Consider the following 23,873-nt stretch of genomic DNA (forward strand, 5'->3'; position numbering starts at 1 on the left):
GCCCACCACACACACGGCGCGCACGAACCGGGAAGCGCCTTATGCCTCATCGCAGGCCGCGCGCCGCTCCAGCAACCATTGGCCCAGATTGGTGGCCACTTCATCCATGCCCGCATTGAAGGCGGCCATGATGGCGCCCTCACCGTCGCCCGGCGTGGGCTGGGCGGAATCGAACGTGGCGCGGCCAATCAGGGCATTGTCCCTGAGCCGCACCAGCGATGTTTCGATCGCCATCTTCACCCGGTCCTGCGCCACCTCGGCGCCCGGCGAGAACTGGAACGCCCAGACGGTCAGGGTCATGCGACAGGCGGCGTCCACGTCAAGGCTGCCCTCCCCGATCGTCTGCGCGCCGGAATTGGTCCGCAAAGCCCGCACCATATAGCCGCGAATGAGATCCGACAGATTGGCCGCCCAGCGCACACCACCCAGCGCGCTGCGCTCGAACCCCGCCATTTCCACCGTAATGACCCGCCCCCCCAGGCCGCCCTGCATCACCGGTTCTTCCAGATAGATCACCGGCCCGTCGCCGGGATAGGGGGAGCTTCCCTGCCATTCCAGGGTAAAGGTGCGTTCCGCCGGATTTTCCGGCAACAGGCTGAACCCGCCGCAGCCGGTCAGCACCAGAAACGCGGGCAGCAGCACCCAGCCGGGCAGCCTGGTATGACGGGTCATTGCTCATCCTCCTCAACCGTGCGGCTTTTCAGATCATAGGTCTTTTCCTCGCCGCCAAAGATCACTTCGCTGGGATTGCGCTCCACCCGCTTCACCAGCCGGGACAGGCCCCGCGCCGTGCGGCGCAGATCGGTGATCATGCGGGAAATCTCCGGCAGGCTGCCATTGACGAACTGGGTCATGGCCTTTTCATTGCCAGCCACCAGACCATCCACCCGCGCCAGCATGGTTTCCGCCGTCTGCATGGTGCGTCGGGCATCCGAAACCAGCGCCGTCACGTCTTCCTTCATCAGCCGGTCGGCGCTGCCCGCGGCATCCTCCAGCCGCCCGGCCATGCCGGCCACGGCCATCAGGGTCCGCCGCGACTCGGACATCACGGCCTCCAGATCCTCGGTGCCGCGCGCCATATTGGCGCTGAGCGTTTCGGTGTTCTGGATCGCGCGGCTGAGCGCCTGAATGTTTTCATCCCGCAGCAGCTTCTGCACCTGCGCCACCGCCTTGATCGCCGCGTCCAGCAGGGTCGGCGTTTCCGTATAAAGGGCCTGAAGCGCCGATTGCGTGGCCGGAATCACAGCGTTTTCCTTGCCCTCTGGCGGTTCCAGCGGCGGCGCATTGGCGGGGCCGCCATCCAGTTCCACAAAGGCCACGCCGGTCAGCCCCTGAAACTCCAGCCGGGCGGAGGCGCCCTCATTGATCGGCACCCGCTTTTCGATGCGGACGGTCACGCGCACCTGCTGGGGGTTGTCCGCGCCCAGCCCCAGATCGATCACGTCGCCCACCGGAATGCCCATATAATACACCGTGCTGTTCTTCAGCAGGCCGGAAATGGAGCTGTCGAAATAGACGTCGTATTCCTCATATTCGGCATCCAGATCGGCCTTCGCCACCCATAGCGCGATCGCCACGGCGCCCACCAGGAACAAGAGCACGAAGCTGCCCACCAATATATGTGAAGCCCGCGTTTCCATGGTTCACTCCTTCGTCGCGCCAAGCGCGGCGGCTTCTTCTGCCGACCGCCCGCGCGGCCCATTGAAATAATCCTGCACCCAGGGGTGATCAAAGGCACGCACCTGCGCCAGCGGGGCATTGATCAGGATGCGCTTTTCCCCCAGCACCGCAATGCGATCGCAGATGCTGACCAGTGTATCCAGATCATGGGTGACAAGAAACACGCTGAGCCCCAGATTATCGCGCAACTCCTTGACCAGCCGATCGATCCCGCTGGCCCCGATGGGGTCGAGCCCGGCGGTGGGTTCGTCCAGAAACAGCACTTCCGGGTCCAGCGCGAGCGCGCGGGCCAGCGCGGCGCGCTTGCGCATTCCCCCGGACAGGCCCGATGGATACTGCCGCGCCGCATCCAGCGGCAGGCCCACCATTTCCACCTTGGAACGGGCCAGATCATCCAGCAAATGCCGGGACAGATGATAATGTTCCCTGAGCGGCACCTGAATGTTCTGCGCCACGGTCAGCGACGAGAACAGCGCCCCGTCCTGAAACAGCACGCCAAGGCGGCGCCCGTCCCGCTGGCCGCGCGCCATGCCGGGGCAATTGAAGCGGATGTCACCGGCCCAAGGCTTCAGCAGCCCCACAATGGCCCTGAGCAGCACCGACTTTCCGGTACCGCTGCCCCCCACAATGCCCAGAATTTCACCGCGCCGCATGTCCAGGTCCAGGCCATCATGCACCACATGTTTGCCAAAGCCGGTTTTCAGGCCCCGCACCCGGATCACATTGTCCGCCTGTTCCGTCATAAGCCCACCGCCGTAAAGAAAACCGCGAACAGTGCATCCAGCACGATCACGTAAAAGATCGCCTGCACCACGGATCGCGTGGTGTGGCGGCCCAGCGCATCGGCGCTGCCCGACACCCGAAGCCCCTGATAGCAGCCCGTCACGGCGATGATCGCCCCGAAGAAAGGCGCCTTGATCATGCCAACGAGAAAATGTTCCACCGCCACCGCATCCTGAAAATAGACCAGGAAATTGGCCGGCTGGATATCCAGTTGCCACCAGGCCATCAGCGCGCCGCCGAACACGCCCATCACATTGGCGAACACGGTCAGCAGCGGCAGCACCACCAGCAAGGCCAGAAAACGGGGCAGCACCAGCACTTCCACCGGGTCCATGCCGATGGTGCGCATGGCATCCACCTCCTCCCTGAGGCTCATGGAGCCGATTTCAGCGGTGAAGGCACTGCCCGACCGGCCCGCGATCATGATGGCGGTCAGCAGGATGCCCAATTCCCGAAACAGCGAGATGCCCAGCATGTCCACCACCAGTATATCGGCGCCAAAGCGCTGCAACTGAACCGCCCCCTGATTGACCATCACCGAGCCGATCAGGAAGGAAATCAGCCCCACAATGCCCATGGCGCGCACGCCGGTCATTTCCATCTGATTCACGGTGGCGATAAACCGAAACCGACCGGGATGCAGCAGCATCCGGGCCAGCCGCGCCAGAATCAGCCCCACAAAGCCCACCGCCCCGCCGAGGGAGCGATAGCCGCGAAAGGTCAGATCCCCCAGATCCGCCACCGGTTGCAGCAGCGGCGGCAGATCGTCCGCATCCACCCGCGTGGGCGGCGGGCATTGCTTGACCACGTTCAACAATGCCTGATGGGTGTTCCGGGTGCCCACAAGCGCCGGGTCCCCCTTTCCGCCGAGCATCATGATGGCCCGGCGCACCAGCAGGGCACCGGTGGTATCCATGCGCCCGATACCCGACAGGTCGAGCGACTCCACGCGCAGACCAGCCGCGCCGCCGTCCCGGATCAGGCGGTCGATATGGGCGGCATGATCCACCACCCAGTCGCCACCACAGCGGGCCACCCCATCCCCATCCGCCGCCGGCAGGGTGAGAAAGGCCGCATCGCCTGAACGCGCCTTTCCTTCCGGCGCCCTGTCCGTGTCCGTCCGCGTCATTCCGTTCCCGCACCTGAAAGGGTTAACAGGCACACCATAGGGACAAGACCACGACACCTGCAAATGTTTCAGACCGTACCGCGCGCGATCCTTGCCAAGTCCGGGTCCCGCTTCTAGGCTTTTACAAAGAAGAGAAGGTATTTCCGTGCGCGCCGATACAGACCGTCAGGAGCAGGTTCTCTACCCACCCATTGAGCCTTTCGACAGCTTCCGGCTGCCGGTGGGGGATGGGCATGTGATCCATGTGGAACGCTGCGGCAACCCGGACGGCCTGCCGGTGCTGTTCGTCCATGGTGGGCCCGGCGGCGGCATCACGCCGATCCAGCGCCGCTTTTTCGACCCGGCGCGCTGCCACATCATCCTGTTCGACCAGCGGGGCTGCGGCCAGTCCCGCCCCTTTGCCGGGCTCGCCGCCAATACGAGCTGGGATCTGGTCGCCGACATGGAAGCCATCCGCCTTCATCTGGGCATTGACCGCTGGGTGCTGTTCGGCGGCAGTTGGGGGGTGGCACTGTCGCTGCTATACGCCCTGCACAACCGGGACCGGGTCGCCGGCATGGTGCTGAGGGGGATTTTCCTGATGAGCCAGCGGGAGCTGGACTGGTTCTATGGCGGCGGCACCGGCGCCCTGTTCCCGGAAGCCTATGAGCGTTTTCTCGCCCCCCTGACACCGGCGGAGCGCGCCGACCCCATATCGGCCTATCATCAGCGCCTGACAGACGACTCAAACCGCGAAGCAGCGCTGGATGCCGCCCGCCACTGGACATTGTGGGAAAGCAGCACGGTGACACTGGTGCCGGACCACGGCCAGCACGCCCGCAGCATCGATGCGGATTTCGCCCGCGCCTTCGCCCGGATCGAGGCGCACTATTTCCACCATCTCGGCTTTCTGGGGGAGGACGACTATCTGATCAGGCGGGCGCACCGGCTGAACCATATTCCCACCTTTCTGATACAGGGGCGCTATGACGCCATCTGTCCGCCGCGCTCCGCCTGGGCGCTGGCACGGGAAATGCCGTCAGCCACGCTGAAAATGCTGCCGGTGGCGGGCCATTCCGCGTTCGAGCCCCCGGTGACCGATGCCCTGATCTCGGCCATGAACAGCCTGATCACCAGCCTTGACAGATGACCCCCCAGCCCCTGAACCGGCCCCCGAACCAGCCCGTGCCCCCTGAAAATGAGAGATCGCCCATGACCGCGCCCCAGCCCCGCTTTTCGGCCATCCACGCCCGCCACGACAGCCGGCGCCGCCCGGCGCTGCGGCTTGTGATGCTGCTCCCCGTGCTTGTCCTGGCCGCGATGGCGGCAACCACGGGTGCGGCGCGGGGCGCTGTCACGGCGATGGAAATTCTGGAGCGCACCCCGTTCGCGGACGGCCATGCATTTGGCGCGGCGGGGCCCTATGACAAGATACGGGTCCGCCTGCATTTCGCGGTGAACCCGGCGGCGGCGCACAATGCGCCCATCGTGGATCTGGACAAGGCGGCCACCGGGCCGGACGGCAAGGTCAACTTTTCCGGCGAAGCGCTGATTTTCGCCCCGCGGGACCCGGCCAAAGGCAATGGCACCCTGATCTATGACGTGACCAACCGGGGGCGGCTGACCGCCATCGGCGCCTTCAATTCGGTGCGCAGCGGCAATGACCCCGAAAGCCTGGCGGATGCGGGCAATGGCTTTCTGTTCAAGCGGGGCTTTACCGTGATCGCGGGTGGCTGGAACTGGGATGTTCCCCTGGATGATGAAAGCCTGATCGGCATTGATCTGCCGGTGGCCACCGGGGCGAACGGGGAAACCCTGAAAGGCCGGATCGCCCATGAAATACAGGTGCGCACCCCGGCTGAAACCGCATCCTTGCTGGGCATTGCGGCGGAAGGCTATCCGCTGGTGCCGGACGACCCCACCGCCCATCTGACCGTGCGCGACCGCCCGGACGGAACACGCCGCCTGATCCCGCGTGATCGCTGGCATCTGGGCGGCACCGGGCCGGACGGCGAAAAGCTGGCGCCGAAAAAGGCCATCACGCTCCAGGGCGGCTTCCGCACCGATCGCATTTATGAACTGGTCATCACCGCGAAAGACCCCCGCGTGGTGGGGCTGGGCATGGCGGCGATCCGCGACACGCTGACCCATTTCCGGGATCGGGACCGCTGGGGCATTGGGCGCACGCTGGTCTATGGCCACAGCCAGTCGGGCCGCCTGATCGCCACCATGATCCATGACGGCCTGCACATCACGGCGGACGGCAACAGCGCCTTTGACGGCGCCTATATCCGCGTGGCGGGGGGCGGCAAGGGCAGCTTCAACCACCGCTTCGCCCAGACCACCCGGCATTTCAGCCAGTGGGAGGAACTGATCTATCCCACGGACTATTTCCCCTTCACCACCCGGCCCACCACGGACCCGCTGACCGGCGAGACCGCCAGCCTGCTGGACAGGGCGCGCGCGGCGGGGGCGGTGCCAAAAATCTTTTTCACCAATACCGCCACGGAATACTGGGCGCGGGCCGCCAGCCTGCTGCACACCGACCCCGCCGGGCAGGCGGACGTGGCCCCCGCCGACAATACCCGCCTTTATGCCCTGCTGGGCGCGCAGCATTTCCACGCCCGCTGGCCGCATCGCTGGGGGCTGCAAAGCTGCGTCAATCCGGCGGACAAGCGCCCGGTGAGCCGCGCCCTGCTGCTGGCACTGGATGACTGGGTGGCCGGGCGCGACACACCGCCGGACAGTGCTTATCCCACCCTGGAAGACGGCGAACTGGGCACGGCGGACGCCTACCGCGCCGGGTTCTCCGCCCCTGACGGCGTGGCCCTGCCGGGCGAGCCGCTGATGCCGCCACGGCTGACCCATGGCCCGCGCTGGGATCAGGGCATCGAGGATATTACGCCCCCGAAACAGGGCCCGGTATTTAGCGCTCGCGTGCCGCTGACGGATGCAAACGGCAACCCGCGCGGCGGCGTGCCGCTGGCCTGGCTGGCGGCACCGCTGGGCAGCCATCTGGGCTATAACCCCCGCACGCCGGAGCGCGGCGGGGCGGGGGCCCTGTCCCGCTGGCTGGGGGGCTTCGTACCCCTGGCCCGCACCGGCGCGGAAGCCGCCAACAAAGGTGACCCGCGCCCCACGCTTAAGGCCCTGTACGGCGACCGAAAGGGATATGAAGCGGCCATGAAACAGGCACTGGCGCGGCAAAAAGCCGCCGGTTTCCTGCTGGCGGAGGAAGAAAAGGCCGTGCTACAGGACTGGCTGAACCTGTATGACCGGGTGGTGAACCGGCAGCCCTTCGCCCCCGGTTGCGGCTATCTCAGCGCCGAAACGGAATAACGGCTTCACACCTGCCGGAAAGGATCACGCCCATGTGCCGCGCCTGGCTTCTGGCCCTCGGCCTTCTGATCGCCCTGCCCGCCACCGACCCCGCGCCCGCCGTGCGCGCCCACGGGGATCACCCGGCGCCGGAGTTGACCATCAACCAGCCCTGGGCCCGCACCACCGGTACCCGCACCCAGTCCGCAGCGGTCTATTTCACGCTGGAAAATGCGGGCGGCGCGGACAGGCTGATCGCCGCCAGCACGCCGCGCGCCGCCATGACCCAAATCCACCGCAGCTATGAGCGGGACGGCACCATGGTGATGGAACAACAGGACGGCGTGCCCGTACCCGAAGGCGACACGGTGACATTCGCGCCCGGCGGCCTGCACATCATGATGATGCGCCTGAGCAAACCCCTGACGGAAGGGGAGCACTTCCCCCTGACCCTGACATTCGAGCACAAGGGCGACGTGCAGATCATGGTCACCGTCACCGGCATGGCGGGTCTTTGAGGAAGTCTCTTATCGCCACCCAAGCAAAGAAATACACGCCGTCCCTATATCCGCTACGGTAAGATTGTTTGAATTTTGGTCCTCAGACGCTTCATCAATGCATATCTTTAATTGCGCTGCATATATTTTTAATGTGTTCATATCACCACTACTTTTAACTTTATTTTTTATTTCATTAACTACCATTGCAAAATCAGCGCTGGTCGCGAGCTTGTTTCTATCGGTAGAATTTTTCCACTCTGAAATTAAACTTGAGTGCAAAGTTCCCCCAGAATACCATTTATCATCCTGTGCACTTGCAAATGCAAAAGGCACCAATAAAGAAACCGAGATAATCCAAATAGCCAATTTCTTCATACTTAGCTTCCTAAAATTTGCCAACGATAAAAATATACCTAATTACAACCTTAAATGCAATCAAACCCACCCCTGCAATTCGCGGCGGACGGTGTGGTCCAGCACATCCAGGCCCGGTTCGCTGGCATTGAGGCAGGGGATATAGTGGAAGTGGGTGCCGCCCGCTTCCGCAAACGTTTCCCGAAGTTCCATATTCAGTTCTTCCAGCGTTTCCAGGCAGTCCCCGGTGAAGGCGGGCGCCAGCACGGCGATCTTTTTGACGCCCTCGGCCCCCAGTTGTTCCGCCGCCTTGTCCGTATAGGGGCTGACCCATTCCTTCGGCCCCACCCGGCTTTGATAGGTGGTCAGGAAATTATCCGGCGACCAGCCCAGCGCCTCCCGCAGCAGGCGGCTGGTCTTCTTGCACTGGCAGGGATAGGGGTCGCCCTTGTCCCAGTAATCCTTCGGAATGGAATGATAGGACGCGATGATCCGGTCGGGCGTCCAGTCCAGCCCGTCCAGTTCCGCCCGCACGCTTCGGGCCAGCGCATCGATATAGACCGGGTCGTCATGAAAGGCGGGCATGGTGCGGATGGCGGGCTGCCAGCGCATATGCCTGAGCGACAGGAACACCCGGTCCAGCGCGGCGGCGGTGGTGGTGGCGCTGTAATGGGGATAGAGCGGAAACAGCAAAAGCCGGTCACAACCCGCCTGACGCATGGCGCGCAGGCGCTCGTCGATGGACGGCGTGCCATAGGTGAAGGCCCAGTCCACCATCACATCATCGCCCAGGCGGCCCGCCAGCCCGTCGGCCTGATCGCGGGTAACGGTGCGTAGCGGGCTCTCATCGCGTTCATGATCCCAGATGCGGGCATAGGCGGCGGCTGATTTACGCGGGCGAAAGGTAAGGATCGGCCCATACAGGATGGGCAGCCACAGGGCGCGCGGCAGTTCCACCACGCGGGGGTCGCCCAGAAATTCCCGCAAATAGCGGCGCACGGCGGGCACGGTGGGCGCATCCGGCGTGCCCAGCGCGATCAGCAGCACACCGGTGCGGCCCTGGCGTATGGCGGGGTGCCCGTCCGGCGCGTGGGGCAGCGGATCACCGTTTGCGGCGGGGTCTGTGGCGTGGGTGGAGTCTGTCATGGCGCTGATCCATATGTTGAGGGCCTGATGTCACCCTTCCACACTATGCCGATACGGGCCTGAAGCAATCCCGGCGCAGGCGAAAATCCCGATCAGTCTGATCGCCCCCCTTCGGGATCAGTGCAGCAGCCGCACCAACATGGCGCCCGGCTCCCGCAGCGGATCGGTGGCGCGGGCCACCACATGGCCCGCCACCGGCGCGGAAAAGGTGCGAATTTCCTCGCCAAAGGGGTTGAACAGGCGGGCCAGCCGATCGCCCCGCGCCACTTTCTGGCCAAGCGCCACATCCACCACCACAATACCGCCCGTGGGCGTGGTCACATTGGTGAAACTGTCGCCGGTGACGGGGCGCTGTTCCGCCCGCGTGACCGGCCCGTCCAGCAGGCCCTGACCACGCATCACATTGCGGATGCCCTCAAGCGCCCGGCCCACCAGCCGGTCCTGAAAGCGCTTCGGAGCGCCGATTTCAAAAGTGACGGCGGGCACGCCCAGATCCATGAAGGCGGTTTCCACCGTGCCGTCCTGGCCGCCATCATTCTTGATCATGTCCGGCGCCAGTTGAAAGGCCATGTCCCGCACCGCCTGGCGCCGGAAATCGGCAAAGACGAACAGCGGGTATTCGGTGCCGCGCGTCTGGGTGTGCAGATCGATGGCAAGCGAGGTGTTGTCCGCCAGCACGCGGCGCCACAGGCGCGCCATGAACCGCTCCGCCGCGTCGCCGGACGTGATCCGGCCCGGCGCCAGCCGGTTCAGGTCCACATCATGGCCACCGCTGCTGGTGGACTGGAAATAGCGCGATCCCCGCGCCAGCCCGGATCGATTCACCCCGGCCACCATCAGCACGCTGCCCTTGAGGTGATCCGGGTCCAGAACGTCGGCCAGCCGATGCAGAACGCGCAGGCCGTTCAGTTCATCCCCGTGTACCCCGGCGGTCAGGGTCAGTCGCGGCCCGTCCGTCGCCCCCCGAACCACGATCAGGGGCACCAGAGACGCCATGCCCGTATTGTCCGCCCCGCCGGAAAAGGCGAAGTGGTGGCGCCCCGGCGGCAGGACCGACACATCCAGCCGGTCCACCAGCCGCACAGGCCGGTCGGCATCGCCGAACAGGCTGGCGGGCAGGGGCGTGCCCGGCAGGTCTGTCGCGCGCGCGGCAGGAGCGGCGAGCGCGGCGGGAGCGGAAACGGCCAGAACCGCCGCACCCAGCAGAAAACAGGGCACGATCAGGCCAGAGAAAAACACACCGCGACACCACCGAGGGAAGGACATCATCTTCATCATGCCGTTTCATTGGCACGCTTTCGCCGCGCAGGCAAGAGCGGCCAGATACCGCACCCACTGGTCGCCCGGCAGCGCCTGTGTTATCAGGAAATCAGTCGGACGGAATGACCTGGAAAGGGCGTCATGGGTGGCAACTGCCATTGTCAGAATACCCGCTTCGAAGGGCTGGACCCGCGCTATAGACGCGCGCTTTACCTGGTCATCGCCATCAATGCGGTGATGTTCCTGGTGGAAATGCCGCTGGGCTTCGTGGGCGACAGCCAGGCGATGAAGGCGGATGCGCTGGACTTTCTCGGCGACAGCCTGACCTATGGCCTGTCCCTGGCGGTTCTGGGGATGAGCCTGAGCCGCCGCGCCACCGCCGCCCTCGTCAAAGGAGTTTCGCTGGGCCTGATGGGCTTGTGGGTGATGGGCGGCACGCTGTATGCGGTGTTTGTTCAGGGCCAGCCGTCCGCCGGGCTGATGGGCGGCATCGGCGTGGCGGCGCTGGCGGCCAATCTGGCCAGCGTGGCCCTGCTGATCCGCTTCAAGGACGGCGACGCCAATGTGCGCTCCGTGTGGCTGTGCAGCCGCAATGACGCCATCAACAATCTGCTGCTGATCGGCGCCGCATCGGGTGTCTGGGCCAGCAAGACCCCCTGGCCCGACCTGATCGTGGCGGGCTTCATGGCGGGCCTGTTCCTGTGGGGCTCCGCCGCCATCATCCGCCAGGCCGGCATGGAACTGAAATTCGCCCGCCGCGCCGAGAGCGGCGCCCACCGCAATCAGGCCGCCGAGTAAGGCCCCACCGGACAAACCGCCCATGAAGCGATCCGCGCTGAGCCTGCTCACCACCCGTCGATTTGCACCCCTGTTCGGCGTGCAGTTTCTGGGTGCCATGAACGACAATCTGTTCCGCGCCTCGGTGATCATGCTGATCACCTACCGGCTGGCCGAGGGCATCGGCATCCCCGCGGGCGTATTGAACAATGCCGCGCTGGCGCTGTTCATCCTGCCATATCTGCTGTTTTCCGCGCTGGCCGGGCAACTGGCCGACAAATATGACAAGGCGCCGCAAGTGCGCTGGATCAAGCTGTGGGAAGTGCTGCTGATGCTGACCGGCGCGCTGGCCCTGCATCTGGAAAACATCGTGCTGATGCTGGCGGTACTGTTCGGGCTGGGCCTGCAAAGCACCTTTTTCGGGCCGATCAAATATGCCGTCATGCCGGAACAGCTCGATCGGCGGGAACTGCTGGCGGGCAACGCCCTGATCGAGGCGGGGACGTTTCTCGCCATCCTGCTCGGCACCATCATTGGCGGGCTTCTGGTCCTGCGCACCGGCGGCGGCATGATGGTCTCCGCCCTGACCATCGGCGCGGCGGTGGCGGGGCTGGGGCTGGCGGGGCTGATGCCGCGCCATCACGGTGCCGCGCCGGGGCTGCGGGTGCGGCGCAATGTGGTGGCCTCCACCCGCGATCAGCTTGTCGCCGCCTTCACCCACCCCATCGCCCGGCCCGCCATACTGGGCATAAGCTGGATCTGGCTGTTCGGTTCGCTGTATCTGACCCAGATTCCGGTGGTGACCAAGGACCATCTGGGCGGCAATGAACAGGTGGTCACGCTGATCCTGTCGGTGTTTTCCATCGGCATCGGGGCGGGCGCGCTGGCCAGCAACCGGCTTCTGAAGGGGGCTATTTCCGCGCGGCTGGTGGCCCCCGGCCTGCTGGTGCTGCTGGCCGCCAGCGGTGCGCTTTATGTCAGCGTGCCACCGCCACGGGCCAGCGCCGACCTGATGGGGCTGGTGGCCTTTCTGGCCGAGCCGCTGGGCTGGGGCTATCTGGCGCTGTTTCTGCTGATCGCCGCGGCGGGCGGCAGCGTGATCGTACCGCTATACGCCATCTTGCAGGACCGCAGCGACGACACCGCCCGCTCCCGCATGATCGCCGCCAACAATGTGGTCAACAGCCTGTTCATGGCCGGCGGCTCCCTGGTCGCGGCCTGGGCGGTGGGAATGGGCGCCGCCGCGCTGGACGTACTCGCCGCCGCCGGGCTGGTCAATCTGCTGATGCTGTATCCCGCGCTCAGGCTGGATGGCCGCCTGTCTCTGGAACGGGCAACCGGGCGCCCCTGATCCATCCGGCACCGGGGGTCGTATTCTCCTGTCGAACGACAAGGAGAAAAAGCAGGTGTCGAGCACGCACGTCATTTCCATCGGGGGGGAAGCCTTTCCCGGCAGCGGCCCCCGGCGCATCGCCGTGGTGGGCAGCGGCATATCCGGCCTGTCCGCCGCCTGGCTGCTGGGGCAGGACAACCGGGTCAGCCTGTTCGAGGCGGAAAGCCGCCTGGGCGGCCATGCCAACACGGTTCGCGTCACCATGCCCGAAGGCCCCGTGGATGTGGATACCGGCTTCATCGTTCTCAATGATCGCAACTATCCCAATCTGACCCGGCTTTTCGACGCGCTGGGCGTGGCCACCGTGCGCACGGACATGTCCTTTGGCGTGTCGGTGGGCAACGGGCGGCGCCGCTTCGAATATGCGGGCGGCAATCTGAAGGGCCTTCTAGCACAGAAACGCAATCTGTTGCGGCCCCGCTTCTGGTCCATGCTGCATGATCTGATGCGCTTCTACAAATACGCCCCGGCGGACGGCGCGGCGGCGGACCCCGGCATGACACTGGGCGCCTATCTGGCCGCGAACGGCTATGGCCCCGCCTTTATCAACGATCATCTGCTGCCCATGGCGGCGGCCATCTGGTCCACCCCGCAGGCGCAGGTGGATGCCTTTCCCATGCGCAGCTTCACCCGCTTCTGCGACCATCACGGCCTGATGCAGCTTACCGACCGCCCCACCTGGCGCACCGTTGTGGGCGGCGCCCGCGCCTATGTGGACGAAATCGCCCGCAACCTGACCCATCCCGCCACGCCGGACAGGATCAAGGGCACCATTCACACCGGCACCCCCATACGGCGCATCGCCCGCTATGCCGATGGTGTGGTGCTGCATGACGCGCACGGCGAACGCCATGTGTTCGACGATGTGGTGATCGCCACCCATGCCGACACCGCGCTCAGCCTGCTGGCGGAACCCAGCGATGACGAGCGCGTCCTGCTGGGAGCCTTTTCCTACAGCCGCAACCGGGCGGTCCTGCACGGCGATCCCCGGCTGATGCCCGATCGGCGGGAAGCCTGGTCCGCCTGGAATTTCCTGTCCCGATCGGATGGGGACGGGTCCGCGCTGTGCGTCAGCTACTGGATGAACCGGCTGCAACCGCTGGCCACCCGCAGCAATCTGTTCGTCACGCTCAATCCCGTAGTGGAGCCGCAGGAGCCGCTATATGAGGTGGATTACACCCACCCCATTTTCGACCCCGGCGCGCTGCGGGCGCAAAAGCAGCTCTGGTCCCTTCAGGGGCAGCGGCATACATGGTATTGTGGGGCGCACTTCGGTTTTGGTTTTCACGAGGATGGCGCCCAGAGCGGCCTGCGTGTGGCGGAAGAACTGGGCAATCTGAGCCGTCCCTGGCACGCGCCGGAACAGGATGGCCGCATTCTGGCGTTGAGCCTGGACACACCCAAGGCGGAGGCAGTGGCATGACGGCGCCGCGGCCCCAACACAGCTTCCCCCGCGAAGGGCTGTATGAAGGACTGGTCAGCCATCACCGCGCCAGCCCGGTGCAGCACAGCCTGTCGCACCGGGTCTTTGCGCTGCTGGTGGATGTGGCCCGGCTGGACCGGCCCAGCCCCTTCAGGCTGCTGTCCACCCGCCGGACCTGGTGGCCCATGGCGCTGCTGGCGCGGGACCATCTGGACGGCAGCGGCACCAGCCTGCTCACCCAGTCACGCGCCCTGTTCGCCCGCTTCGGCCTGGCGGACTGCGGCGCCCATGTGATGCTGAAAGCCTATCCCCGGCTGTTCGGATACGGCTTCAACCCCATCAGCCTGTTCTATGGCTTTCGCGCGGATGGGCGGCTGGGTGCCATGATCTATCAGGTCACCAACACCTTCCGGGAGCGGCACTGCTATGTGCTGCCGGTCCATGAGGGCGCGGACGGACCAGCCCCCCATGGCACGGCGAAGGATCTTTATGTCTCGCCCTTTCAGGCAACGGGCGGGGATTACCGGTTCCGGCTCAACCGCCCCGGCGACCGGCTGAGCCTGTCCATCGCCGCCGATGACGGCGCGGGGGGCCACCTGACCGCCCATTTCGAAGGCCGCCATGCCCCGCTTGGCGACGCGGCACTGATGGGCGCCATGGCCCGCCATCCGCTGATGACCTTCGCCATCATGGCCGATATTCATCGCCACGCCTTCCGGCTGTGGCGCAAGGGGCTGCGGGTTCATCGCCACAGCCCGGCGCCGCGCTTCACGGTGGGGCCGACCGGCATCGATGCGCCGTCGCCCGCCCCAACGCCACCCCACAAGCCATCACCCGCGCGGCCCGACGGCGCGGCGCACGGCTTCACCCCCGAAACAGGAAGAACGCTGCCATGACCCAGACTTCCGTGTCGTCAGAAAAGCGCGGCCTGCTGCCGCTGGCCCGGTCTGTCATCGCCCCGCGCGGCCTGTGCGAGCGGGTCTTTGCCACCCTGCTGGACAGGGCGCGACACGGCGCGCTGAGCGTCGATCTGCCGGATGGCCGCGTGCTCTATCAGCCGGTACGCACAAAGGGGCCGGAAGCGCGCCTGACGATCCGCCATCCGCGTGCCGCCCGGCGGCTGATCCTGTCCGGGCAACTGGGCTTTGCCGAAGCCTATGTGAACGGCGATCTTGGGATCGACGATCCCACCAGCCTGTTTCACTGGTTCATCCAGAATGAAGCCGCCCTGGATGCGCCCACCCGTGGCAGTTGGCTGATGGCGCGGCTGGCCCGGCTGGGGCATCTGCTCAGGGACAATGACCGCCGCGGCGCCCGGCGCAACATCGCCTATCACTATGACCTGGGAAACAGCTTCTATGAGGCATGGCTGGATCGCAGCATGACCTATTCCAGCGCCCTGTTTCAGCATTTGGACGAGCCGCTGAAAGTGGCGCAGGCGCGCAAATACGCCACCATCACCGACTGGCTGGACCCGCGCCCCGGCGACCATCTGCTGGAAATCGGCTGCGGCTGGGGCGGCTTTGCCGAACATCTGAGCCGCTCCAAGGGCACGGCGCTGACAGCGCTGACCATTTCCGAAGCCCAGCACGCCTATGCCCGCACCCGATTGGCGCCACTGGGCCGCGAGAACAGCATCCGTCTTCAGGATTACCGGGATGTGACGGGCCGCTATAACGGCATTGCCAGCATCGAAATGTTTGAAGCGGTGGGCGAAGCGCACTGGCCCACCTATTTCGAGCGCGTCAAAAGCCTGCTGGCGGATGGGGGCCGGGCCGTCATTCAGGTGATCACCATAGAAGACGCCCGCTTCGAGACCTATCGCAAAAGCGCCGATTTCATCCAGCGATACATCTTTCCCGGCGGCATGTTGCCCTCGCCCACGGTGTTCCGCGAACACGCCGCCCGCGCCGGGCTGACCGTAACACGGGACATGACCTTTGGCCGTTCATACGGGGAAACGCTGCGCCGGTGGCGCGCGGCCTTTGAAACAGCCTGGCCCCGTTTGGAATCCATGGGCTTCGACGCCCAGTTCCGCCGCCTGTGGCGCTATTATCTGGCCTATTGCGAGGCGGGCTTCGACAGCGGCGCCATCGATGTGGGTCTCTATCAACTCGAACACACCGATTGAAGGACAACCGCCATGACCCGTCTTCTGCCGCGCTGGGGCCTTGCCCTGCTCGCCCTGATCACCCTGACCGGATGCGCCGATATGAAAATAGAGGATTTCCGCGGCACCAAGCCCAAGCTGACGCTGGAAGACTATTTCCTGGGCGAAAGCCGCGCCTATGGCCTGTTCACCAACCGGGCGGGAGACGTGAAAGCCCAGTTCACTGTGGACATCACCGGCACTATGGACGGCGAAACACTGGTGCTGGATGAGCGCTTCCGCTATCAAAGCGGCCGCACGGACAAGCGGGTCTGGCGGATCAAGCGCACCGGCAAGCGCACCTATGAAGGCACGGCGGGCGACATTGTGGGCGTCGCCAATGGTGAAATCGCGGGCAATGCGTTGAACTGGTCCTACGTCATGGATCTGGCGGTGGACGACACCACCTACCGGGTCAAATTCGATGACTGGATGTTCCTGCAGGAAGACGGCGTGCTGCTGAACCGCGCCGTGGTCACCAAATGGGGCTTCCATGTGGGCACCGTCACCCTGTCTTTCCGCAAGCTGGGCACGCCGGGGGCGTGACGTTTTTCGTCTCACGGCAGATGGGCTTCGCCCATGCCTCCGACCGGGCGGCGAACGATCGCCGGGCCGCGGTCGCGACCTGGAATAGAGGATGCGTCCGAGCATGGCGGCATCGTCTCACGCCGGATGGTCTCCCCCATGCCTGTGACCGGGCGGCGAACGATCGCCGGGCCGCGGTCGCGACCTGGAATAGAGGATGCGTCCGAGCATGGCGGCATCGTCTCACGTCGGATGGTCTCCCCCATGCCTGTGACCGGGCGGCGAACGATCGCCGGGCCGCGGTCGCGGCCTGGAATGGAAGCCGGAGCGTGGTGCGGGGGGCCGGTCAGACCATACGGCGCATCAGGGCGAAATACAGGCCGTAAGGCAGGCAGCGCAGGCGGCGCAGGAACCACAGGAACGGATTGGGGAAAGCCACTTCAAAGCGGCCTTTCGCCAGTCCGGCCAGCATGGCGCGGGCGGCATCTTCCGGTTCCATCAATTGCGGCATGGGAAAGCGGTTCTTCGCTGTCAACTGGGTGCGCACAAAGCCCGGATTGACCAGCGAGAGCCAGGTATCGAACGGCTCCATCTCCGGCTTCAGGCTTTCCACCAGATTGATCACCGCCGCCTTGGTGGGGCCATAGCCCGCCCCGCCCACAAGGCCGCGATAACCGCTGGGGCTGGCGATCACGGCGATCCGGCAGGGCTTGCCGCGCCCGCTCTCATGGTCTTTCGCCGCGCGGGCCATCAGGGGGGACAGGCAATTGGCCACACCGTCAAAATTCACCCGCATCATGGCGCTGGCCGTTTCGGCGTCGTAACTGGCGCGGTCCATGGGTTCATAGATGGCCGCCGCCTGTATGATCAGGTCGGGCAGGGCCTCGAACCCCGCCACCGCATCGGCCACGGCGGCGCGATCCGTTACGTCCAGCGGCAGGGCGGTCACATTGTCCTGCTCGGCCAGATCGGTCAGAACCTCGGCCCGGCGGGCGGATACGGTTACCCGCACCCCCGCCCGCGCCAGTTGATTGACCGCTTCCGCGCCGATACCGCTGCTGCCGCCAATGATCCAGGCGGTGCGCCAGGGCATGTTTCCTGCTGTCATCACTCTGCCTTCTTCAGGTCGCGTATGGCGTCCGCCAGGTCCAGATCGGGTTCCACACCCTGATCGCTGCCGCACTGCTGGCACACATAGCGAATGGTGGAACCGTCCCTGCCTTCAAAACGCAGCCCCACCCAGCGGCCTTCCCGATCATACCATGCCTCGGTGTTCAATTCGCCGGAATAGACCACGCGCAGCGCCTCCCGCTGCCCGGTGCCGGTGGCGACGGTCTCCACCCCGGCGGGGGTGATCGTCACGTCATTGGCCTGGCCGGTGATGGTGTTCAGCACCATGGCCTGGCGCAACACAGCCGGGTTCCAGTGATTGGTGGGATAGGGCATCCCGCCCTCGGCCAGAAAGGCTTCGCCATCGGAACTGCGCCAGCGGAACCCGTCGCTTTCCCGCGCGCCGGACATGGCCAGCGTATCGCCCCCGTCGCGGGTTCGCGCGCGCAGCTCTTTCATGCCCCGACCGTCCCAGACGGCGCGGGATGTATATTGAAACTTGTAGGCGGTGATGAACAGGAACTTCACCTTCAGGGCCATGACGGACGACACCGCCATCCCGCCCTCCTGCCCCTCGAAGCGGGTCACATGCTGGCCAACCCGGTTGCCGTCCCGCTGCACCTCGAAGATGATATCCCCGCCATAGCGGGCGGCGATGGCGGCGGGGTCATCGGACAGGGGCTGGCGGATAAAGCTGGCGGGCGACGGCACAGCCGCGCCTTGCGCCGCATCCTGGGCGGCACTGTCCCGTGCAGCTTCCGTCGCGGCCAGCGCGGGCGCCGCGTTCAGCCCGGCGAGCATGACCGCAACGGCGGATGCCCCCCGCAAAGCGCGACTCGCCACCTGAAATGCCATTGTTTTGCCTCCTTCAAGCATGGGTTTTGCTATAGTGTACGGTTCACGGCACAGTGATGGATCAACCACGGGAGCAGGCCCCATGCCGTCATACCCGCTACCCGCCTGGCGCCGCTGGCCCGCCGCGCTTCTCGTCGCCCTGTCGCTGGGCGCGGCATTGGCCCATGGGCTTGGCATCGCCCTCACCGGCGGGCCATCCCATCTGCTGGTCAAGGGGGGCGCGATGGGCGCGCTGGCGCTCGCCACCCTTCTGGCCGCCCGGCGCCCGGCGCATCTGGTGGTGGCGCTGGCGCTTGCCTTTGCCGCCGTGGGGGACATGCTGATCACCCTGCCCGGCAGGCGCGCCTTCCTTCACGCCCTTGGCGCCTTTGGGGCAACGCATGTGCTGCTGACCCTGCTCTTCATCCAGAACCGCGCGCCGCTTACCCGGATGTCCGTTCGCGCACAGGGGCTGGCCGGGGCCGTGGTGGCCGGGGCCATGTTGGCATCGGTGGTGCTGTGGCCGGTGCTGGACGGGCTGCGCCTGCCGGTGCTGGCCTATCTGGCGGTTCTGGCCATCATGGCCATCACCGCCCTGTGGAGCCGTTTCCCCCAGCCATTGGCCGGGTTCGGGGCGCTGGCCTTTCTGCTGTCCGATGCCGCCCTGGCGGCGGATCGCTTTCTTGCGCTGCCCGCGCCGGTGCAGGGGGTCATCCCGCTTTTCATCTGGCCGCTCTATGTGGGCGGGCTTTATGCCATCGCGCTGGCGGTGTGGCTGGATGATGGCGGGCGGCGCGCATTTGACAGCGCCCCCGGCGGCCAATAAGAGAGGATCGGAATGTGACCGGCCCGGTCGGGCCTCGGTGAAGACGGCCCCGCTGAAAAGGCGAGCGCCAGGGCCAGGGGGCAGAGCGCGGGATGATAACGGTGAGCCAGGACAAGAAGAAATTCCAGAAAAAAGCCGCCACACTGGTGGAGGCCCTGCCCTATCTGAAGAAATATGCGGGCGCGATCTTCGTGATCAAATATGGCGGCCATGCCATGGGGGACCCGGCGCTCGCCCGCCAGTTCGCCGAGGATGTGGCCCTGCTGAAACAGGTGGGCATCCACCCTGTCATCGTCCATGGGGGCGGGCCGCAGATCGGCGCCATGCTCAAGCGCCTGTCCATCGAAAGCGCCTTTGTGGACGGCTTGCGCGTGACCTGCGAAAGCACCGTGCAAGTGGCGGAAATGGTGCTGTCCGGCAGCATCAACAAGGAAATCGTCGCCAATATCAATGCGGCGGGCGCACGGGCTATCGGCCTGTCCGGCAAGGACGGGCAGATGGTGCGCGCCACCAAGCTGAAACGCACCCGGCGCGACCCGGAAAGCAATATTGAACAAGCGGTGGATCTGGGCTTTGTGGGCGAACCGGCGGAGGTGGACCCCACCCTGCTTCAGAACAGTGTCGCTTCCGGCATCATTCCCGTCATCTCCCCCATTGCGCTGGGCATGGCGGGAGAAACCTTCAACATCAATGCGGATACCATGGCCGGGGCCATCGCCTCCGCGCTGGACGCCCGGCGCTTCTTCCTGCTGACCGATGTGGCCGGGGTGTTGAACGGGGACGGCGAGCTGCTGACCGAATTGAACCGCGCCGATGTGGAAGCCCTGATCGCGGATGGCACCATCAGCGGCGGTATGCTGCCCAAGGTGGCCACATGCCTGGATGCGGTGGACAAGGGGGTCAAGGGCGCCGTGATCATGGATGGCCGTTTCACCCACGCCCTGCTGCTGGAAATCTTCACCGAACGCGGCGCGGGGACTCTCATCCGGGGATAAGGGTTTGTTTGCGCTCACGCAAGCGCGCTATCGCGAGGGCGCCGCAGGGGCGGCGGGGCGCGGTCGCGCGCATGGTTTCCGCTCACGCCTGAGCGCTGGCGCTCACCGCTCCGCGAGGGCGCCGCAGGGGCGGCGGGGCGCGGTCGCGCGCATGGTTTCCGCTCACGCCTGAGCGCTGGCGCTCACCGCTCCGCGAGGGCGCCGCAGGGGCGGCGGGGCGCGGTCGCGCCCGTCGGATAGGTCTGTGCCCGCGCGGGCGGGGCATGTTTGCGCTCACGCCTGAGCGCTGCGCGCTGCGCGCTGCGGCGAAAGGGGGCTGGCGTCAGTCCTCGTCGAGGAAATAGCTCAAGTGCCAATCCAGCTCGTTTTCATCCACCGGGAAATCGGTGCCATTCTTCGCGGGCAGCAATTGTGATGGCGGCACCAGTGCCAGTTCGGTCTGCATGACAAAGGCCGTCTTCATGGTCAGTTCACAGCGCCAGGCCAACGCGGTCACCGCCCGCCCGCTCTTGGACAGAACGATCTTGCGCACCACGTCCGGCGGTACGTCCCCCATCACGGCAAGACACTGGATCAGCAGTTCACGGCGATTTTCGTTCACCTGCTCCACCACAAAGGCATCATCCAGCAAATTGCGGCGGTAATAATCCATGGCCGTCTGGGCAAGGCGGGCTTCCTCCTCCTCCCCCACCTTTTCGCTGGACAGGCGCTCCCGCACCCGTTCCAGGAGATTTTCCGCCTGATCTTCGCTCAGATCGGATCGGGCCACCATCTGATGCACCAGCGACGAGGCGACAAAGGTGGCAATCCGCTTCATGGCGCGGATGGAAAGCTGCGGGCGCAAGGTCAATGGCTTGTGCAGGTCCTCGGTGCTTTCCGCCTGCTCGATGATCTGATCCAGCGTATCCTCTCGGATCTGGGCATTTTCGTTGGTCAGCAGCGATGCAATGGCGGGCACATCCAGCGTGGCCGCGATATCGTCCGAGACCACCTCCGACACCTCGGATCGGCGGGCAATGGCCTGAAGCGCCCTGGAACTGGCCCCGGCGGCGATGATCTCGCGCAGGTCGTCATCCCCAAGCAGCGGCGAATATTCCAGAATGGGCCCGCAGACAATGTCTTCCACATCGCGGGCGAGGCGGTCCACGATCCGCTTGGGAACCGTTTCGGAGCACTTGATTTCCTCGGCGATGATGGCGCGCACCTTGGGCAACTGGTCCTGCGCCAGGCTTTCCAGCACCTCGATCGCCTTATCCCGAAGCACGCGCTTCTCGCTGGGGGGCAGGTCCGGCACGATACGACCGATCTTGCGCGCCAGTTCGCTGCGCACCTCGTCATCCTCGTCCGACATCAAGAGCGCATCCGCCTGCACCGGCGTGGCCTCGTTCCCGGCGATCAGCTTGCGAATGGCGCTGGAGTCATCCTCGGCCAGATAATAGAGCACTTCGGGCCGCACATCGTCACGCCCCGCCAGCGCCAGGCGGTCTTCATGGCCGCCGGTCTCCAGAATCCGGCGCTGATCGGCCAGGCTGAGCTGCCCGCCGCCAGCCGCAGGGCTGGTGCCCTTGCCCGACCCTTTCGCCTTGCTGCCCTCGGCGGCGTCTTCGCCTGTCAGCATCTGTTTGATCTTGGACCACATTGCCGTTCCTGCCTTTTCACACTCAAGCGTGCCCGCTTTCGCTGGTTGCGGGCGGGGTATCGCCGCCCGCCGTTCCCGCATCCTGCGACCGGTCGCCATTGCCATCCCCGTCGGCGTGCCTGCGCCGACCCAGCCCGCCGGTGCGCCGCCCCCTGAGGGTGATCCCGTCAACGCGGGCATAGGCGAAATCGCTCCGGCCCCGGTCCTTCACCGCATACAGGGCGCGATCCGCCCGTTCCGCAAGCGTATCGAAATCGCCTTCCTCGTCAGCGCTGGATTGGCAAATGCCGATGCTGGCCGACAGTTTCAATCCCGCCCGGCCCAGCTTTTCGCGAATGCGCGGCATGTCCGCGATCAGGCCACGGGCTTTCTGGGCCGCTTCCGCCTCGCCCGCATCCTCCAGCCACACAACAAATTCATCGCCGCCATACCGGCCAGCGAAATCGCAGCTTCTGATATCGTCCGACAGGCTGCGGGCCACCATTTCCAATGCCCGATCCCCGGCCCTGTGGCCAAGCGTATCGTTCACTTCCTTGAAATGGTCCAGATCGATGAAGATCAGCGTGCCCAGCGTGCCGGTTTTCTTTTGATGGCTCAGGCGCCGGTTCACCTGCTCCTTGATGGCGCGACGATTGAGCAGCCCGGTCAACTCATCGCGGGAGGCCAGCCGGTGCAACTCGTCCGTCAGCGTAGCCTTTCCGAGCGCCGCGGTCAGGGTGTCCGCGATCGCCGCCATCAGGTCTTCTTCCTGCTCGGACCAGGGCGAGATGGCGGTGTTGCGCCCCAGAATCGCCACGCCAGCAAGCTGTTCCTCGCTGCCCAGCCGCACGGCCAGAAACCCGGTATCGGAGGCCGCCGCCTCCCCCGCGCTGGAAACCGGCTGCACCATGTGTTCCGCGGCGCCGGGCAGGGTATCGGGGATCTCGAACGGGCCCTGCTCGCGCCCGGCGAAATCGCTGCTGCGATGGCCCAGCTTGAACAGGGTCTGGCCCGGCGCGCCATTCACCTGACGCCACAGGCTTTTCACGTCCAGCGTGATCGGGCCGCCTTCCACCGCGGCGGGCACCAGGCCCCGGCCATAGCTGACCAGTATCCAGGCACTATCGGCCCGCAACAGATCCCGCATGGCGGAGGCGGCTTCATCCAGCAGGTCTTCCGAGGAGGCCGCCGAATTGATGATGTGGGTGATGCGCTGCTGAACGGTCAGGCGCAGATTGGTCTGTCGCATTTCCCGTTCCCGCTTGATGCTGTCGGACACGTCCCGGCAGGTGCCGCGCACCCCCATGAACACGCCGCCGTCGCTGAGAATGGGGCTCACATGGAAATGCAGCCAGCGGGTCTTTTCGCCGTGAAAGCGCACCGGTATGGCATCAAAGGATTCTTCCGTGCGGCTCATGAACGGGTTGCGGCTGGGCGCATTGCCGCGGGGCCAGAACACATCAATGGCGTGGGCGCCGAGCCAATCCTCGGTGTGGTAGGAAAACGCGATGGGCGGGGTGAGAAAGGTGAAATTCTGCCGTTCGTCCACCTCAAAGGCGAGATCCACGCTCTGATCCAGCAACTGCTTGAGCAGGGTACGGCTGGTCATCAGGGCTTCGGTCACATTGTCCATCAGGGTGGTATCCCGCGCCATCACGGTGCAGGCTTCGCCTTCCGGCACGGCACACAACCACAGCTTGGTCACTTCCGACACGCGGTAGCGGTCATCCACGGGGCTGCCGCTCTCAAGCGCGCGGTTCACCAGCGTTTTCAGGGTTTCATCCCCGGCGCCCCAAAGGTCGGCCAACAGACGGCCCGGCTCGCTGACGGCGAGCAGATCACCATATGCGCTGACGCGGATGGCAAGACTTTCAGAAGCGGTCACGCGCTCATTACGGCGCGCTTCGGCGTTTTTGAACAATGCCAACATACAATCCCTGCCTATCCGCCACCCGGACGACACCGGCGAGAACACCGGCCCGGCCCTGTTCCACCGCCCAGGGAGCGATCCACACCTCGGCACCCGTTTCAGACTAGCGAAGGCACTGGCCGGGTGCCACACTTTTCCAGCCCC

General features: G+C 65.4%; 22 protein-coding genes. 11 read left to right on the top strand and 11 right to left on the bottom strand.

Annotated features, from left to right (window positions below; genetic code table 11):
- Positions 1–39 precede the first annotated feature (39 nt).
- The 4 genes from WGH93_RS00555 to WGH93_RS00570 are packed head-to-tail and all read right to left on the bottom strand — an operon-like array spanning position 40 to position 3,592.
- Positions 40–672: an ABC-type transport auxiliary lipoprotein family protein gene (locus WGH93_RS00555; protein ID WP_374762891.1), complete on the bottom strand. Its 633-nt coding sequence runs from the start codon at positions 670–672 to the stop codon at positions 40–42.
- On the bottom strand, positions 669–1,640 hold the full coding sequence (locus tag WGH93_RS00560; RefSeq protein WP_374762892.1) for an MlaD family protein: 972 nt from the start codon (positions 1,638–1,640) through the stop codon (positions 669–671). Before WGH93_RS00560 ends, WGH93_RS00555 begins: the two co-directional genes overlap by 4 nt.
- Before the next feature lie 3 nt (positions 1,641–1,643).
- Positions 1,644–2,423 (bottom strand): ABC transporter ATP-binding protein, encoded by a 780-nt coding sequence (locus WGH93_RS00565; RefSeq protein WP_374762893.1) that lies wholly within the window; start codon positions 2,421–2,423, stop codon positions 1,644–1,646.
- Entirely contained in the window at positions 2,420–3,592 is a 1,173-nt protein-coding gene (locus WGH93_RS00570) for an MlaE family ABC transporter permease (protein WP_374762894.1), read from the bottom strand. The genes WGH93_RS00565 and WGH93_RS00570 overlap by 4 nt, the downstream gene beginning before the upstream one ends.
- A 145-nt stretch (positions 3,593–3,737) precedes the next feature.
- On the opposite strand from WGH93_RS00570, the gene pip reads away from it, so the two are divergent.
- The 3 genes from pip (at position 3,738) to WGH93_RS00585 (ending at position 7,407) form a co-directional block, all read left to right on the top strand.
- On the top strand, positions 3,738–4,721 hold the full coding sequence (gene pip, locus WGH93_RS00575; protein WP_374762895.1) for a prolyl aminopeptidase: 984 nt from the start codon (positions 3,738–3,740) through the stop codon (positions 4,719–4,721).
- A 62-nt stretch (positions 4,722–4,783) separates the two neighbouring features.
- Entirely contained in the window at positions 4,784–6,910 is a 2,127-nt protein-coding gene (locus WGH93_RS00580; RefSeq protein WP_374762896.1) for an alpha/beta hydrolase domain-containing protein, read from the top strand.
- Positions 6,911–6,942: 32 nt separating this feature from the next.
- A complete protein-coding gene (locus WGH93_RS00585) occupies positions 6,943–7,407 on the top strand; it encodes a copper chaperone PCu(A)C (protein ID WP_374762897.1) in 465 nt (154 codons plus the stop codon).
- Between the two features lie 9 nt (positions 7,408–7,416).
- On the opposite strand, the gene WGH93_RS00590 is transcribed toward WGH93_RS00585, so the two are convergent.
- From WGH93_RS00590 to WGH93_RS00600, 3 genes are all read right to left on the bottom strand, one after another.
- Positions 7,417–7,764, bottom strand: coding sequence for a hypothetical protein (locus WGH93_RS00590; protein ID WP_374762898.1), 348 nt, complete (start codon positions 7,762–7,764; stop codon positions 7,417–7,419).
- A 60-nt stretch (positions 7,765–7,824) separates the two neighbouring features.
- Positions 7,825–8,889: a ferrochelatase gene (gene hemH, locus WGH93_RS00595; protein ID WP_374762899.1), complete on the bottom strand. Its 1,065-nt coding sequence runs from the start codon at positions 8,887–8,889 to the stop codon at positions 7,825–7,827.
- 117 nt (positions 8,890–9,006) lie between these two features.
- Positions 9,007–10,167 (bottom strand): succinylglutamate desuccinylase/aspartoacylase family protein, encoded by a 1,161-nt coding sequence (locus WGH93_RS00600; protein WP_374762900.1) that lies wholly within the window; start codon positions 10,165–10,167, stop codon positions 9,007–9,009.
- A gap of 123 nt (positions 10,168–10,290) precedes the next feature.
- Between WGH93_RS00600 and WGH93_RS00605 the strand changes: the two genes are divergently transcribed.
- The 6 genes from WGH93_RS00605 to WGH93_RS00630 are packed head-to-tail and all read left to right on the top strand — an operon-like array spanning position 10,291 to position 16,437.
- Positions 10,291–10,947, top strand: a complete 657-nt coding sequence (locus tag WGH93_RS00605) for a cation efflux transmembrane domain-containing protein (RefSeq protein WP_374762901.1) — start codon at positions 10,291–10,293, stop codon at positions 10,945–10,947.
- Positions 10,948–10,969: 22 nt separating this feature from the next.
- The gene (locus WGH93_RS00610) at positions 10,970–12,277 is read left to right on the top strand and encodes an MFS transporter (protein WP_374762902.1); all 1,308 of its coding nucleotides are present in this window, start codon (positions 10,970–10,972) and stop codon (positions 12,275–12,277) included.
- A 55-nt stretch (positions 12,278–12,332) separates the two neighbouring features.
- Positions 12,333–13,742 (top strand): NAD(P)/FAD-dependent oxidoreductase, encoded by a 1,410-nt coding sequence (locus WGH93_RS00615; RefSeq protein ID WP_374762903.1) that lies wholly within the window; start codon positions 12,333–12,335, stop codon positions 13,740–13,742.
- Positions 13,739–14,638 (top strand): DUF1365 domain-containing protein, encoded by a 900-nt coding sequence (locus WGH93_RS00620; RefSeq protein ID WP_374762904.1) that lies wholly within the window; start codon positions 13,739–13,741, stop codon positions 14,636–14,638. Before WGH93_RS00615 ends, WGH93_RS00620 begins: the two co-directional genes overlap by 4 nt.
- Positions 14,635–15,873 carry a class I SAM-dependent methyltransferase gene (locus tag WGH93_RS00625; RefSeq protein ID WP_374762905.1) on the top strand — a complete coding sequence of 413 codons (1,239 nt, stop codon included), beginning with the start codon at positions 14,635–14,637 and terminating at the stop codon, positions 15,871–15,873. The genes WGH93_RS00620 and WGH93_RS00625 overlap by 4 nt, the downstream gene beginning before the upstream one ends.
- Before the next feature lie 12 nt (positions 15,874–15,885).
- Positions 15,886–16,437 (top strand): DUF3833 domain-containing protein, encoded by a 552-nt coding sequence (locus tag WGH93_RS00630; RefSeq protein WP_374762906.1) that lies wholly within the window; start codon positions 15,886–15,888, stop codon positions 16,435–16,437.
- Positions 16,438–16,762: 325 nt separating this feature from the next.
- On the opposite strand, the gene WGH93_RS00635 is transcribed toward WGH93_RS00630, so the two are convergent.
- Both WGH93_RS00635 and WGH93_RS00640 read right to left on the bottom strand, forming a co-directional pair.
- The gene (locus WGH93_RS00635) at positions 16,763–17,524 is read right to left on the bottom strand and encodes an SDR family NAD(P)-dependent oxidoreductase (protein ID WP_374762907.1); all 762 of its coding nucleotides are present in this window, start codon (positions 17,522–17,524) and stop codon (positions 16,763–16,765) included.
- The gene (locus tag WGH93_RS00640) at positions 17,524–18,381 is read right to left on the bottom strand and encodes a DUF6134 family protein (RefSeq protein WP_374762908.1); all 858 of its coding nucleotides are present in this window, start codon (positions 18,379–18,381) and stop codon (positions 17,524–17,526) included. The genes WGH93_RS00635 and WGH93_RS00640 overlap by 1 nt, the downstream gene beginning before the upstream one ends.
- 82 nt (positions 18,382–18,463) lie before the next feature.
- Here WGH93_RS00640 and WGH93_RS00645 point away from each other — a divergent pair, with 82 nt between their 5' ends.
- Positions 18,464–19,186: a lysoplasmalogenase family protein gene (locus tag WGH93_RS00645; protein ID WP_374762909.1), complete on the top strand. Its 723-nt coding sequence runs from the start codon at positions 18,464–18,466 to the stop codon at positions 19,184–19,186.
- Positions 19,187–19,278: 92 nt separating this feature from the next.
- Positions 19,279–20,181 carry an acetylglutamate kinase gene (gene argB, locus WGH93_RS00650; RefSeq protein WP_374762910.1) on the top strand — a complete coding sequence of 301 codons (903 nt, stop codon included), beginning with the start codon at positions 19,279–19,281 and terminating at the stop codon, positions 20,179–20,181.
- A gap of 322 nt (positions 20,182–20,503) precedes the next feature.
- Here argB and WGH93_RS00655 read toward each other — a convergent pair whose 3' ends face one another.
- Together WGH93_RS00655 and WGH93_RS00660 are read right to left on the bottom strand one after the other, a co-directional pair.
- Positions 20,504–21,820 carry a DUF2336 domain-containing protein gene (locus tag WGH93_RS00655; protein ID WP_374762911.1) on the bottom strand — a complete coding sequence of 439 codons (1,317 nt, stop codon included), beginning with the start codon at positions 21,818–21,820 and terminating at the stop codon, positions 20,504–20,506.
- A 22-nt stretch (positions 21,821–21,842) separates the two neighbouring features.
- On the bottom strand, positions 21,843–23,684 hold the full coding sequence (locus WGH93_RS00660; RefSeq protein ID WP_374762912.1) for a sensor domain-containing diguanylate cyclase: 1,842 nt from the start codon (positions 23,682–23,684) through the stop codon (positions 21,843–21,845).
- Between the last annotated feature and the right edge of the window lie 189 nt (positions 23,685–23,873).

Source organism: Yunchengibacter salinarum, assembly GCF_037658235.1.
Lineage (GTDB): Bacteria > Pseudomonadota > Alphaproteobacteria > Sphingomonadales > Kordiimonadaceae > Yunchengibacter > Yunchengibacter salinarum.